General features: G+C 72.9%; 13 protein-coding genes. 10 read left to right on the top strand and 3 right to left on the bottom strand.

Going from position 1 to position 13,276, the window contains the following annotated elements; translation table 11 throughout:
* Positions 1 to 224: 224 nt before the first annotated feature.
* Together KYY02_RS26055 and KYY02_RS26050 are read left to right on the top strand one after the other, a co-directional pair.
* Positions 225 to 911 (top strand): response regulator transcription factor, encoded by a 687-nt coding sequence (locus tag KYY02_RS26055; RefSeq protein WP_371241999.1) that lies wholly within the window; start codon positions 225 to 227, stop codon positions 909 to 911.
* Between the two features lie 9 nt (positions 912 to 920).
* Positions 921 to 2,354: a sensor histidine kinase gene (locus KYY02_RS26050; RefSeq protein ID WP_371241997.1), complete on the top strand. Its 1,434-nt coding sequence runs from the start codon at positions 921 to 923 to the stop codon at positions 2,352 to 2,354.
* Here the strand turns inward: KYY02_RS26050 and KYY02_RS26045 are convergent.
* Positions 2,333 to 3,328 carry a TAXI family TRAP transporter solute-binding subunit gene (locus tag KYY02_RS26045; RefSeq protein WP_371241995.1) on the bottom strand — a complete coding sequence of 332 codons (996 nt, stop codon included), beginning with the start codon at positions 3,326 to 3,328 and terminating at the stop codon, positions 2,333 to 2,335. The two genes, KYY02_RS26050 and KYY02_RS26045, sit on opposite strands and share 22 nt — an antisense overlap.
* Before the next feature lie 85 nt (positions 3,329 to 3,413).
* Here KYY02_RS26045 and KYY02_RS26040 point away from each other — a divergent pair, with 85 nt between their 5' ends.
* From KYY02_RS26040 to KYY02_RS26025, 4 genes are all read left to right on the top strand, one after another.
* On the top strand, positions 3,414 to 3,821 hold the full coding sequence (locus tag KYY02_RS26040; RefSeq protein WP_371241993.1) for a pyrophosphohydrolase domain-containing protein: 408 nt from the start codon (positions 3,414 to 3,416) through the stop codon (positions 3,819 to 3,821).
* 233 nt (positions 3,822 to 4,054) lie between these two features.
* On the top strand, positions 4,055 to 4,375 hold the full coding sequence (locus KYY02_RS26035; RefSeq protein WP_371241991.1) for a cupredoxin domain-containing protein: 321 nt from the start codon (positions 4,055 to 4,057) through the stop codon (positions 4,373 to 4,375).
* Positions 4,376 to 4,379: 4 nt separating this feature from the next.
* The gene (gene miaB, locus KYY02_RS26030; RefSeq protein ID WP_371241989.1) at positions 4,380 to 5,897 is read left to right on the top strand and encodes a tRNA (N6-isopentenyl adenosine(37)-C2)-methylthiotransferase MiaB; all 1,518 of its coding nucleotides are present in this window, start codon (positions 4,380 to 4,382) and stop codon (positions 5,895 to 5,897) included.
* 316 nt (positions 5,898 to 6,213) lie between these two features.
* Positions 6,214 to 6,930: a class III extradiol dioxygenase subunit B-like domain-containing protein gene (locus KYY02_RS26025; RefSeq protein WP_371241987.1), complete on the top strand. Its 717-nt coding sequence runs from the start codon at positions 6,214 to 6,216 to the stop codon at positions 6,928 to 6,930.
* A gap of 153 nt (positions 6,931 to 7,083) precedes the next feature.
* Here KYY02_RS26025 and KYY02_RS26020 read toward each other — a convergent pair whose 3' ends face one another.
* The gene (locus KYY02_RS26020; RefSeq protein ID WP_371241985.1) at positions 7,084 to 7,356 is read right to left on the bottom strand and encodes an antitoxin; all 273 of its coding nucleotides are present in this window, start codon (positions 7,354 to 7,356) and stop codon (positions 7,084 to 7,086) included.
* A gap of 23 nt (positions 7,357 to 7,379) precedes the next feature.
* Positions 7,380 to 7,643, bottom strand: coding sequence for a hypothetical protein (locus tag KYY02_RS26015; RefSeq protein ID WP_371241982.1), 264 nt, complete (start codon positions 7,641 to 7,643; stop codon positions 7,380 to 7,382).
* A 182-nt stretch (positions 7,644 to 7,825) separates the two neighbouring features.
* Here KYY02_RS26015 and miaA point away from each other — a divergent pair, with 182 nt between their 5' ends.
* The 4 genes from miaA to KYY02_RS25995 all read left to right on the top strand — a co-directional run bounded on the left by miaA (position 7,826) and on the right by KYY02_RS25995 (position 12,801).
* Positions 7,826 to 8,764 (top strand): tRNA (adenosine(37)-N6)-dimethylallyltransferase MiaA, encoded by a 939-nt coding sequence (gene miaA, locus KYY02_RS26010; protein ID WP_371241980.1) that lies wholly within the window; start codon positions 7,826 to 7,828, stop codon positions 8,762 to 8,764.
* 108 nt (positions 8,765 to 8,872) lie between these two features.
* The gene (locus tag KYY02_RS26005; RefSeq protein WP_371241978.1) at positions 8,873 to 9,379 is read left to right on the top strand and encodes a hypothetical protein; all 507 of its coding nucleotides are present in this window, start codon (positions 8,873 to 8,875) and stop codon (positions 9,377 to 9,379) included.
* Between the two features lie 67 nt (positions 9,380 to 9,446).
* The gene (gene dapF / locus KYY02_RS26000) at positions 9,447 to 10,316 is read left to right on the top strand and encodes a diaminopimelate epimerase (protein WP_371241976.1); all 870 of its coding nucleotides are present in this window, start codon (positions 9,447 to 9,449) and stop codon (positions 10,314 to 10,316) included.
* A 298-nt stretch (positions 10,317 to 10,614) separates the two neighbouring features.
* The gene (locus KYY02_RS25995; RefSeq protein ID WP_371241974.1) at positions 10,615 to 12,801 is read left to right on the top strand and encodes a RelA/SpoT family protein; all 2,187 of its coding nucleotides are present in this window, start codon (positions 10,615 to 10,617) and stop codon (positions 12,799 to 12,801) included.
* The last annotated feature ends 475 nt before the right edge of the window (positions 12,802 to 13,276 follow it).

Here is a 13,276-nt window from a genome sequence, read left to right as displayed (position 1 = left end):
ATCACATCTGAGGGGAATCTGAGCATCACGATCCGATAGCGACCGGAGACCTGGCGTAGCACTTGTGAGCAGGGGTGATCCCAGCCGGGTAACGGTACGGAAGAGCAACCGGAACCCTCTTGACGCCGTCCTCGTTCATCGGCGTCACTGCAAGGTGCACGCGCCCGTGCACGCGTCTTCCTACCAGGGGAGAGCGTACGGCCGATGAACCGAAGGGGGCCTTGGTGAGACTGCTCCTCGTCGAGGACGACAACCACGTCGCCGCCGCCCTGTCGGCGGTCCTGGCCCGGCACGGGTTCGACGTCACCCACGCGCGCAGCGGCGAGGAGGCCCTCCAGGCGCTCATCCCCGAAGGCGACGGCTTCGGCGTCGTCCTGCTCGACCTGGGGCTGCCCGACCAGGACGGCTACGAGGTCTGCGGCAAGATCCGCAAGCGCACCAGCACACCGGTGATCATGGTCACCGCGCGGTCCGACGTGCGCTCGCGCATCCACGGCCTCAACCTCGGCGCCGACGACTACGTGGTCAAGCCCTACGACACGGGGGAGCTGCTCGCGCGGATCCACGCCGTCAGCCGGCGCACCGTCCACGAGGAGGCCACGGGCAGGACGGAGACCGAGGTGCGGCTCGGCCCGGTCCGCATCGAGCTGCCGACCCGCCAGGTCAGCGTCAACGGTTCGGCCGTCCAGCTGACCCGCAAGGAGTTCGATCTGCTCGCCCTGCTCGCCCAGCGGCCGGGGGTCGTCTTCCGCCGGGAACAGATCATCAGCGAGGTGTGGCGCACCAGCTGGGAGGGGACCGGGCGCACCCTGGAGGTGCACGTCGCCTCCCTGCGGGCCAAGCTCCGCATGCCCGCCCTCATCGAGACCGTGCGCGGCGTCGGCTACCGGCTCGTCGCGCCGGCGGCGTAGCGGGGCCGGGTGCACACGCGGCTGCTTCCGCTGCTCATCGTCCTGATGGCGGCCGTCCTGCTCGCCCTCGGCGTCCCGCTGGCCGTCAGCCTGGCCGGCGCGCAGCAGCAGCGGGTCGTCGTGGACCGGATCGACGACACCGCGCGCTTCGCGGCGCTCGCCCAGTTCGTCACCGAACCCACCGACCCGACCGGCGCGGACATCAACGAGCGCCGCGAGACGCTCCGCAGCGAGCTCCGCAGTTACCACACGGTCTACGGCATCCGCGCGGGCGTCTTCTACCGCAACGACTCGCCCATGGCGCACGCGCCGGACGACTGGTTCCTGCCCCGCACGGGCGAGGTGCGCGACGCCTTCGAGGAGGCGCTGCTCAGCCGCCGCAGCCACGACCCCGAGCAGGTGTGGCCGTGGCAGCGGCACAGCCTGGTGGTGGCCTCACCGGTCATCCGGGACGGCGACGTCGTCGCGGTCGTGGTCACCGACTCGCCGACCGGACAGATGCGCTCCCGCATCCTCCGGGGCTGGCTGGTCATCGCCGCGGGCGAGGCGGCCGCGATGCTGCTCGCGGTCGGCGCGGCCCTGCGGCTGACCGGCTGGGTGCTCAGGCCCGTACGGATCCTGGACGCCACCACCCACGACATCGCCACCGGACGGCTGAAGTCCCGGGTCGCGGCGGCCGGCGGACCGCCGGAGCTCAGACGGCTCGCCCGGTCGTTCAACGAGATGGCCGACAACGTCGAGAGCGTGCTGGAGCAGCAGCGCGCCTTCGTCGCCGACGCCTCGCACCAGCTGCGCAACCCGCTCTCGGCGCTGCTGCTGCGCATCGAGCTGCTCGCCCTGGAGCTGCCCGAGGGCAATGAGGAGATCGCCTCCGTGCAGGCCGAGGGCAAGCGCCTGGCGCAGGTCCTGGACGGCCTGCTCGGCCTGGCGCTCGCCGAGCACAGCGAGGCCGACCTGCAGATCGCCGACATCGGCGCCCTGGCCGCCGAACGGGTTGCGGCCTGGTCGCCCACCGCCGAGGCCAAGGGGGTCCGGCTGACCGGCGTCTGCCCGCCGACGACCGCGTGGGCCGACCCGGTGGCGCTGTCCAGCGCCCTGGACGCGGTGATCGACAACGCGGTGAAGTTCACGCCCGGAGGCGAGACCGTCGAGGTCGTCGTCGCCTCCGGCCGCGACGTGTGCACCGTCGTCGTCACCGACAACGGTCCGGGACTGACCGAGGAGGAGCTGACCCGTGTCGGCGACCGTTTCTGGCGCAGCGGCCGGCACCAGAACATCAAGGGCTCGGGCCTGGGCCTGTCCATCTCCCGGGCGCTGCTCGCGGCGGGCGGCGGCTCGATTGCGTACGAGCACCACGAACCGCACGGGCTGCGGGTGACCGTGACGGTGCCGAGGAACGCCCCCACGGGTGAGGCGACGGGTCAGGGCTTGACGGACCGGTAGTACCGGCGGGCGCCCTCGTGCAGCCGGAGCGGGTCGGTGTAGATCGCGGTGCGCACGTCGACCAGCTGCGCGGAGTGGACGTGCGCCCCGATGTTGTCCCGGCTCCTGAGCACGATGCGGGTGAGCCACTCGGTGAGGCGGGGGTCGGCGTCGGCCCGGGTGATCAGGAGGTTGGACACCGCCATCGTCGGGACGGCCGAGCCGAGCTGACTGCCCGGGTAGGCCGACTCCGGCATGTTGGTGGCGCGGTAGTGGCGCGTGGCACCGCTCTCTCTGTGCAGCTCGGAGACGAGGTCGGCGTCGATCGGCACGAACCGGATGGCGGACTGCTCGGTGAGCGTCTTCAGACCGTCCGTGGGAAGTCCGCCCGACCAGAAGAAGGCGTCCAGACCGCGCCCGAGCCGTTTTGGGCCGGTGTCGATGCCGTCGGAGGAGGGCCTGATGTCCGTCTCCGGGTCGATGCCGACCGCCCGGAGCACCCGGTTGGCGATGAGCCGGACGCCCGACTTGGGAGGCCCTATGGCGACCCGCTTGCCCCGCAGGTCCGCGACGGAGCGGATGCCCGAGCCGGGCGCGACGGCGAGCTGCACGTAGTCGTCGTACAGGCGCGCCACCCCGCGCAGCCGGTCGGCGTTCGGCCGGTCGCTCAGCCGGTACGTCTCCACCGCGTCGGCCGCGGCGATCGCGAAGTCCGCCTCCCCGGTCGCCACCCGGCGCACGTTCTCCTGCGACCCGTCACTCGTCTCCAGGCGTACGTCGAGGTCGGGCATGTGCCTGCCGAGCGAGCTGCGCAGGAGTTCGCCGTACTTCTGGTAGACCCCCGCGCGGATGCCGGTGCTCAGCGTGATCGTCCCGCCCGGCGGCTCCTCGTCCCAGGGCGCCGGCCACCACAGCAGCAGTCCGAGCACCACGAGACCGGCGGTCGCGCCCCGCAGGGCCCGTCGCCTGCCGATCCGGGACAGCACGTGGGGCATGCGCGCGATCCTGCCAGTCGGGGCGCCCGCTGACCAGGGCGGAGTTCACAGCGGGGAGACCGGGGACGGCCGCTACAGTCGCGGCATGAGTTCTTCGCCTGCCGACCTGGTCCGTGAGTTCCACCGTGCCTTCGGGCTGGACGCCCGGGACACACCGGCCGAGGTCTCGCCGCAACTCGCCGCGCACCGTGGTGAGCTGCTGGCCGAGGAGGCCCGGGAGGTGGCCGAGGTGTCGGTGACGGGGCCCCTCGACCGGCTCGCGCACGAGCTGGCCGACGTGGTGTACGTCGCGTACGGGACGGCGCTGGTCCACGGGATCGACCTCGACGCGGTGATCGCCGAGGTGCACCGTTCCAACATGACCAAGCTGGGGCCCGGCGGCCAGGTCGGTCGCCGCGCCGACGGCAAGGTGCTCAAGGGGGACCACTACGTGGCGCCGGACGTGTCGGCGGTGCTGCGGCGGCGGGGGTGGGTGCCGGGCGGGGCGGCTTGAGCGGCGCTCCGGGTATGCAGCCGGGGCGGTGTGACCGTCGGCATGGGACGGGTCGCGCTGCCCGGCGTTCGCGGGGTGCCTTCCCCCGCTCCCGGCTCCGCTCGAACGGGCGCCCACCGCCCCAGCGGTACGACTGCCCGCAGTTACCGAGGACTGTCCGGGCTGTACCTGCTGCGCGACCCCTGGGGAGGACCCGGCTCGGACCGCCGTCCGGGAAGTACGACATCCCCCTGGTGCTGCGGGACGCGGACTTCGACGACGTCGCCATGGTCCGCACGAGGGACGACGCGCAGAACCGCAGGACCGTCCTGGTCAACGGCCGGCCCTGGCCGTACCTGCGGATCGAGGCCCGCAGGTACCGCTTCCGGCCGGTCGGCTCGTGCAACCCGCGCATCGTCGTCCTGGAGCTGTCGGACGGCTCGGTCACCCAGCACCCCGTGCAGCGGACCGGCACCGACGGCGACCTGCTCCGTCCGCATCCGGCCAGGCCAGGAAGCTGCCTGGCAGGGAGCTGCCCACACGGCGGAGGCGGTCCGCGGCACCGCCTACCCTAGGGGCATGAGCAGCATCGACCGGAGCCAGTCAGTGGGCGGCACGCGCACCTACGAAGTACGCACCTACGGGTGCCAGATGAACGTCCACGACTCCGAGCGATTGTCCGGGCTGCTGGAGGACGCGGGCTACGTCCGCGCCCCCGAGGGCTCCGACGGCGACGCGGACGTCGTCGTCTTCAACACCTGCGCCGTCCGGGAGAACGCCGACAACAAGCTGTACGGCAACCTCGGCCACCTCGCCCCGAGGAAGGCGAGCCGCCCCGGTATGCAGATCGCGGTCGGCGGCTGCCTCGCGCAGAAGGACCGCGACACCATCGTGAAGCGTGCCCCCTGGGTCGACGTCGTCTTCGGCACGCACAACATCGGCAAGCTGCCCGTCCTCCTGGAGCGCGCCCGCGTGCAGGAGGAGGCGCAGGTCGAGATCGCCGAGTCGCTGGAGGCGTTCCCCTCCACGCTGCCCACCCGGCGCGAGAGCGCCTACGCGGCCTGGGTGTCCATCTCCGTCGGCTGCAACAACACCTGTACCTTCTGCATCGTCCCCGCGCTGCGCGGCAAGGAGAAGGACCGCCGCCCCGGCGACATCCTCGCCGAGATCGAGGCGCTGGTCGCCGAGGGCGTCTCCGAGATCACCCTGCTCGGCCAGAACGTCAACGCGTACGGCTCCGACATCGGCGACCGCGAGGCGTTCAGCAAGCTGCTGCGGGCCTGCGGGAAGATCGACGGCCTGGAGCGGGTCCGCTTCACCTCGCCGCACCCGCGGGACTTCACCGATGACGTCATCGCCGCCATGGCCGAGACGCCGAACGTGATGCCGCAGCTGCACATGCCGCTGCAGTCCGGCTCGGACCCGGTGCTGAAGGCGATGCGCCGCTCCTACCGGCAGGAGCGCTTCCTCGGCATCATCGAGAAGGTCCGTGCCGTCATCCCGCACGCGGCGATCACCACCGACATCATCGTGGGCTTCCCCGGCGAGACCGAGGAGGACTTCGAGCAGACCCTGCACGTCGTGCGCGAGGCCCGCTTCGCCCAGGCGTTCACCTTCCAGTACTCCAAGCGCCCCGGTACCCCGGCCGCCGAGATGGACGGCCAGATCCCCAAGAAGGTCGTCCAGGAGCGCTACGAGCGGCTCGTCGCCCTCCAGGAGGAGATCTCCTGGGAGGAGAACAAGAAGCAGGTCGGCCGTACCCTGGAGCTGATGGTCGCCGAGGGCGAGGGCCGCAAGGACGGCACCACCCACCGCCTCTCCGGCCGCGCCCCCGACAACCGTCTGGTGCACTTCACCAAGCCGGAGCAGGAGGTGCGCCCCGGCGACGTGGTCACCGTCGCCGTCACGTACGCCGCTCCGCACCACCTCCTGGCCGAGGGTGCGGTGCTCGACGTGCGCCGCACCCGCGCGGGCGACGCCTGGGAGAAGCGGAACACCGAGAGGACGGCGCGGTCCGCGGGCGTGCTGCTCGGCCTGCCCAAGGTGGGCGTACCCGAGCCGCTGCCGGCGGCCACCGGGGGCTGCGCCGTCGACTGACCGGACCGGGACGGCGGAGCGCACGGCCCCATGGGTCGGCGCGGAGCAGCCGCACGACACGATCCGGCCGGTCGCGCGTTTCGTCGGCACACGCGAGGGGGCACCCGCAGGTTTTGCGGGACGGCGTGCACGCACCGGTTCCCCGGGGGACCGACGCAACGGCGCCGAGAGGTGTGCCGTGGGGACGACGGCACGTACTGCGTGGAGACCAGGGGGCCGGGCGCCCACCACCTGCGGTACGGCCTCACGGAGCGCGTCCGGGCACGGCCCGTGAGGCGGCGATGCCGTTCCGGGCCGCCGCAGTAGGCTGTTGATCATGCTTGTCGCCGCCGCAGTCTGTCCGTGCCCGCCGCTGCTCGTGCCGGAGGTCGCCGCAGGGGCCGCCCTCGAGCTGGACACCGTGCGGGCCGCGTGCACGGACGCGCTGGGCGTGCTCGCAGCCGCCCGGCCCGATCTGCTCGTGGTCGTCGGACCGGGGGACGGCGCCGACCCCGAGACCTACCCGGAGGGCACCCCCGGATCCTTTCGGGGCTTCGGCGTCGGCCTGGACGTACGGCTGGGACCGGACAGGGGCGTGCCGGCCGGGCGGGAACTCCCGTACGGGCTGGCCGTGGGCGCCTGGCTGCTGGGCCGCACCGGATGGGCGGACGCCCCCGTGGAGGGGCTGGCCGTGGGGGAGACCCTCACGGCCGAGCGGTGCGCCGAGGAGGGGGAGGCCGTCGCAGACCGGGCGGAGCGGGTCGCACTGCTGGTGATGGGCGACGCCAGCGCGTGCCGCACGCTCAAGGCGCCCGGCTACCTCGACGAGCGCGCGGCCCCCTTCGACGCGGAACTCGCGCGCGCGTTGGGCGCGGCCGACACCGGGGCCCTGCGTGCGCTGGACACCGGACTGGCGCGCGAACTGAAGGTGTCCGGCCGCGCCCCCTGGCAGGTGCTCGCCGGCGCGGCGGCGGGGAACCCGGTCCTGGAAGGCGTGCTGCTCCACGAGGACGCCCCCTACGGGGTCGGCTACCTCGTGGCCACCTGGGCGTAGGGAGCGCCGTCCGGATCGGTGCGGCTCCGTGTGACGGCGCCGGGGCGGAGCCCCGGCGACCGACGGCAACGCGGCTGAGGGCGCCGCCGACGGCAACGCGGCGGACGGCCGGGAGCCCTCGGTGTGCTCCGCGGCCGTCCGCCGGTGTGCCGTTCAGGAAGCGGGCGGCGGCCCGGCCGGCGGCCTGGTCGTGCCGCCCGCGTCCGAGCCGGGGTCGTTCCTGTGCGCGAGTCGGTCCACGGCGCCCTTGGCCTTGCCCGTACCCGTCTGGATCCGGGCGCTGTACTTGCCCCTGGTCCGCTCGTCGACGGTCCGCGCCGCCCTGTCCAGACCGTGTCGGATCCTGTCCTCGTGCTGGTGCGCGAGGCCGGAGACCTTGTCCTTGGCCGGGCCGATCTTGGCCTTCAGGTTGTCCAGGAGACCCATGACGCACCTTCCCTCGCGGTGGTCTACGTGCGGGCGCCCTCGCCGGTCTCGCTGTCGGCCGCCTCGGCGGACTGCTGCTTCGGGATCTCGACGGTGTCGGTGGCCTCGCCGGTCTCCTTCTCCGCCGGCCCGGCGGCCTCCGGTGCCTCGGCAGGCCCCTTCGGCTCCGCGGCCCCGGCCGCGCTCTGCGGGTCGGCTCCGGCCGCCGCCTCACCGACCCCGGCCTCGACGGTCCGCGTCTCCTCCGAGGCCTTCGACCTCCGGAAGAACCGTGCAAAAACGCCCATGTCCACTCCATACGTTACTCGTGCGGGCGGAATCCCGCGTTGCCCGGTGCGCCCGTTCGTGTGGCCCGGGCCGCCGCCCCTGCGCTCCGGCGGCAGGAACCTCGCAACGGGCAACGACCAGGGGAGCGCCGCGTCACGTAACCCGTTCGAGAGTGGGGCGGGAGGTTTGCGAGACTGGATCAGTGAGCAGCGCACCCCTCGCCCCCCGCGTCATCGCCGTCGTCGGACCCACCGCGGCCGGAAAGTCCGATCTGGGCGTCTTCCTGGCCCAGCGGCTCGGCGGCGAAGTCGTCAACGCCGACTCCATGCAGCTCTACCGGGGGATGGACATCGGCACCGCCAAGCTGACGCCCGAGGAGCGCGGCGGCGTCCAGCACCATCTGCTCGACATCTGGGACGTCACCGTCACCGCGTCCGTCGCCGAGTACCAGCGGCTGGCCAGGGAGCGGATCGACGCGCTGCTCGCCGAGGGGCGCTGGCCCGTCCTCGTCGGCGGTTCCGGCCTCTACGTCCGCGGGGCCGTCGACAGCCTGGAGTTCCCGGGCACCGACCCCGAGGTCAGGGCCCGCCTGGAGGAGGAGCTCACGCTGCGCGGCCCGGGGGCGCTGCACGCCCGCCTCGTCGTGGCGGACCCCGAGGCCGCGAAGGCGATCCTGCCGAGCAACGGCCGCCGCATCGTCCGCGCGCTGGAGGTCATCGAGATCACGGGAAGGCCTTTCACGGCCAACCTCCCAGGTCACGACTCGGTCTACGACACCCTCCAGATCGGCGTCGACGTGGCCCGCCCCGAGCTGGACGAGCGGATCGCCCGCCGGGTCGACCGGATGTGGGAGGCCGGCCTGGTGGAGGAAGTGCGCGCACTGGAGGCGCAGGGGTTGCGCAAGGGGCGTACGGCGTCGCGCGCGCTCGGCTACCAGCAGGTGCTCGCGGCACTGGCCGGGGAGTGCACCCTCGAGGAGGCACGGGCCGAGACCGTTCGTGCCACCAAGCGCTTCGCGCGCCGTCAGGATTCATGGTTCAGGCGCGATCCCCGGGTGCACTGGTTGAGTGGGGCGGCGGCGGACCTGAGGGAACTTCCGCAGCTCGCGTTGTCGTTGGTCGAACGACCGGTTACAGCCTGATCACGTCCTGGCATCGGGACGCCCAGGCCGTCATCCGGGCCTGTGGCGCCGTGCCATCATCGAGCTTCGATCGACCAAGTGAAGTCCTAGTTGGGAGGGCGCGTGGTGATGGAGGCCGGCCCTCGCGACACCGCACACGGCACCGAACACCTCGCCACCGAGCAGGGTGCACCGGAGCAGGAGACGGCCGACCGTCTCAGTCCGGACGGACCGGACGAGACGCAGGGCGGCGTGACCGACGACGGCCCCGAGCCGGACGAGATGTTCGCGGGCGGTGACGAGGTCGAGGTCGAGCTGCGTCCGCAGCGCCGGCTGCGCATCTGGCAGCTCGCGCCCATCGTCGGGCTGGCCGCGCTCGGCTCCCTGATGTTCGCCTTCCCGCTCGCCTTCGACTTCGGTGACAGCGGTGCCGTGATCGCCATGCTGGGGCTGCTGATCTGCTCCTGTGCGGCCGGCTGGGGCATGATGGCCGCCCGCAGGGTGGGCTCCACCTGGCCGGGTCTGCCGCCCCGGGGCTCCGGCCGCAGGCCCGACTGGCGGGTCGTGACCGCCTACACCGTGGTGGTCGCCGCCGTGGTGGCCCTGGCGGTGTGGCGGGTGGCGAGGCTCCGCTGACGTCCTCCCGTGTGTGCCGGTCGGCCGACGTCGACGTGCTGTCACCGGCACCCCTTACGATCGAGGAATGAGCACGCGGATCGCCTTTCTCAAGGGACACGGCACGCAGAACGACTTCGTGATCGTCCCGGACCCGGAGAACGCCATCGACCTGTCCCCGGCCGCCGTCGCCGCCCTGTGCGACCGCCGCGCGGGCATCGGCGGCGACGGGCTGCTGCACGTGGTGCGGTCCGCGGCACATCCCGAGGCGCGGGCCATGGCGGCGGAGGCCGAGTGGTTCATGGACTACCGCAACGGCGACGGCTCGGTCGCGGAGATGTGCGGCAACGGAGTGCGGGTGTTCGTGCGCTACCTCCAACGCGCGGGACATGTGTCCGAGGGGGACATGGCGGTCGCCACGCGCGGGGGCGTGAAGAGCGTGCACATCGCCAAGGAGGGGGACGTCACCGTCGGTATGGGCCGGGCGCTGCTCCCCGAGGGCGACGTCACCGTGAGCGTCGGCGGACGCGGCTGGCCCGCGCGGAACGTGAACATGGGCAACCCGCACGCCGTGGCCTTCGTGGACGACCTCGCCCACGCGGGCGACCTTTTCGTCCCGCCCCCGTTCAGCCCGCCGTCCGCCTACCCGGACGGAGTGAACGTGGAGTTCGTCGTCGACCGCGGCCCGCGGCACGTGGCGCTGCGGGTGTACGAGCGCGGGGCCGGTGAGACCCGCTCCTGCGGCACGGGCGCGTGCGCGGTCGCCGTGGCCGCCGCCCGCCGTGACGGCGCCGACCCGAGTGTCACCGGCACCCCGACGACGTACACCGTGGACGTGCCCGGCGGGACCCTCGTGATCACCGAACAGCCCGACGGCGAGATCGAGATGACCGGCCCGGCGGTGATCGTCGCCGAGGGCGTGATCGAGTCCGAGTGGCTGGAGAACGCCCTGCGTTGACCGGAGCGCCGGCTCGGTAGCGCAGCTCCCGGCCCGCCTGGCGGGCGCGTCCGCAGGGCCGGAAGGGTGTTCGCCTTCAAGATCATGGAAGATCCCCGGCCCGATGGCGTGAAAGGAACCCCGGCCGACCTTCGCTCGAAGGGGTGATCCGTTTCACGCTCGGCCGGAGACGGCCAGCCCGAGGGGGTCCGGCTCGGTAGCATCAAGCACCGGCCCGGACGGGGGACGAACTCCGCCCCCTGAGCCCGAGTCCGCCCTGGGGCGCGCCGTCCGCCGGTCCACGCAGCCGGAGGTGCCCATGAACGCGGAGGCCGTGAATCCTGCGACCCCAGGCCCTGTGACATCTGGTCACGTCGCACCCACGGGGGCACGCAGGAAGGCCCGTCCCCGGCTGGACCTGCGCCGACTGGGCCGTGCCGCGCTGCTCGGCCCCGCCACCCGCGACCGGCTCCCCGACGCCATCGGGCACGTGGCCGACGCCCACCGCGCCCACCACCCCGACGCCGACCTCGAACCCCTGCGCCGCGCCTACCTCCTGGCCGAGTCCTCCCACCGCGGCCAGATGCGCAAGAGCGGTGAGCCGTACATCACACATCCGCTCGCGGTGACCCTCATCCTCGCCGAACTCGGCGCGGAGACGACGACGTTGACCGCCTCCCTGCTTCACGACACGGTCGAGGACACGGACGTGACGCTGGAACAGGTGGGCGAGCAGTTCGGCGAGGAGGTCCGCTACCTCGTCGACGGCGTCACCAAACTGGAGAAGGTCGACTACGGAGCCGCCGCCGAGCCCGAGACCTTCCGCAAGATGCTCGTCGCCACCGGCAACGACGTCCGCGTGATGTCGATCAAACTCGCCGACCGGCTGCACAACATGCGCACCCTCGGCGTGATGCGCCCCGAGAAACAGGAACGTATCGCCAAGGTGACACGTGACGTCCTGATCCCCCTCGCCGAACGGCTCGGTGTCCAGGCGCTCAAGACGGAGCTGGAGGACCTGGTCTTCGCGATCCTCCACCCCGGGGAGTACGAGCACACGCGTGAGTTGATCGTCCGCAACGCCGCTCGCGCGGACGACCCGCTCGCCGACGTCGCCGACAACGTGCGCAAGGTGCTCCGCGAGGCCGACATCGCCGCCGAAGTCCTCATCCGCCCGCGCCACTTCGTCTCCGTGCACCGCGTGTCCCGCAGACGCGGTGCGCTGCGCGGCGCCGACTTCGGCCGGCTGCTGGTGCTGGTGAACGAGGACGCCGACTGCTACGGCGTCCTGGGCGAGCTGCACACCTGCATGACGCCCGTGGTCTCGGAGTTCAAGGACTTCATCGCCGTACCGAAGTTCAACCTGTACCAGTCGCTGCACACCGCCGTGGCCGGTGCGGACGGCCAGGTCGTCGAGGTCCTCATCCGCACCCACCAGATGCACAGGGTCGCCGAGGCCGGAGTCGTCGCCCTCGGCAACCCCTACGCCGCGCCGCCGGAGGAGCAGTCCGCGAGCGACGGCGAACGCGTCGACCCCACCCGGCCCGGCTGGCTCTCCCGGTTGCTGGAATGGCAGCGGGCCGCGCCCGACCCCGACACCTTCTGGTCCACCCTGCGCGAGGACCTCGCCCAGGACCGCGAGATCACCGTCTTCCGTCCCGACGGCGGCACACTGGGCCTGCCCGAGGGGGCGACCTGCGTGGACGCCGCCTACGCGCAGTACGGCGAGGACGCCCACGCGTGCATCGGGGCCAGGGTCAACGGCCGGCTGGCGACACTGAGCACCGTCCTCAAGGACGGCGACACCGTTCAGCTCCTGATGGGCCAGGACGCGGCCTCCGAGCCCTCCCGGGAGTGGCTGGAGCACGCCCACACCCCCGCCGCGCGGATCGCCATCCAGCGGTGGCTGACCGCCCACCCCGCACCGGACGGGGCACCCTGGGCCGCACCGGAGGAGGCGCCCGGGACCGACCCGGAGAGGGTCGTCCGGCCGCCCGCCGGCGACCCCGCCCCGTCACCGGCTCCGGACGCCCCGGCCCCCGGTCGTCCCGGCGCCGCCCAGGTGCTGGCCGACCGGACCGGCGCGACCGTACGGCTCGCCGGCTGCTGTACGCCCGTACCGTCCGACGAGGTGACCGGTTTCGCCGTGCGCGGGGGAGCGGTCGCCGTGCACCGGGCCGGGTGCGCCGCGGTGGGGCGCATGAGGAGCGCGGGGCGCGCGGAGGTCGGCGTGCGCTGGGGGGAGGGCGCCGAGTGCCGGGTCACGCTGGTCGCGGAGTCCTTCGTCCGTCCGCATCTGCTCGCGGACCTCACCGAGGCCATGGCCCTCGAAGGCGCCGAGATCGTCTCCGCGACCGTCGAACCCCCGGACCGGCAGCAGGTGCGGCACACCTACACCGTGCAACTGCCGGACGCCGCCCACCTGCCCGCTCTCATGCGCGCGATGCGCAACGTGGCCGGCGTGTACGACGTGAGCCGGGCCCAGCCGCAGTCCCCGGGCGCCTGACCGAAGCGCGGAGCGTCCGAGCGGCGGTGTGACTACCCGATCGGGTGGCCGGAAGCGTGCCGTCACCGTCGCGCACGTGCGCGCTGACAACCGTGGTGAATGCTCACCCTCACACCCCTGGCCCCTACGGCCGGTCGGCCCCGGACCACGGCCCCGGACCGGGGCGCCCGGCAGCCATGTGCCCCGGGGCCGGTCCGCGCACGGCCAGGACCCGCACGGTCAGTCGCCGCCCAGCCGCCCAGCCGCCGACCCCGGGCCCGAGCACCCCACCGGCAGACCGCGGCGGCCGGTCCCGCCCGTGCGTCGACCGGGCGGGAGCCGGGAATAACACGGTGACGAGGGGGCCGTACCGTGCGACCATCGTCAGGTGCGCACAGCGCGGGGCACGGGAATCTCCCGGGTGCCCCGGACGTTGTGGACAGTGACGGAGAGTCCCACGGACCGGCTCCGTCACCGCAGAAGGTTTACCGACGAC

The organism is Streptomyces pimonensis, assembly GCF_041380215.1.
Lineage (GTDB): Bacteria > Actinomycetota > Actinomycetes > Streptomycetales > Streptomycetaceae > Streptomyces > Streptomyces pimonensis.
Note: the sequence above shows the minus strand (reverse complement) of the source record. Positions and strands in the feature narration are given on the sequence as shown.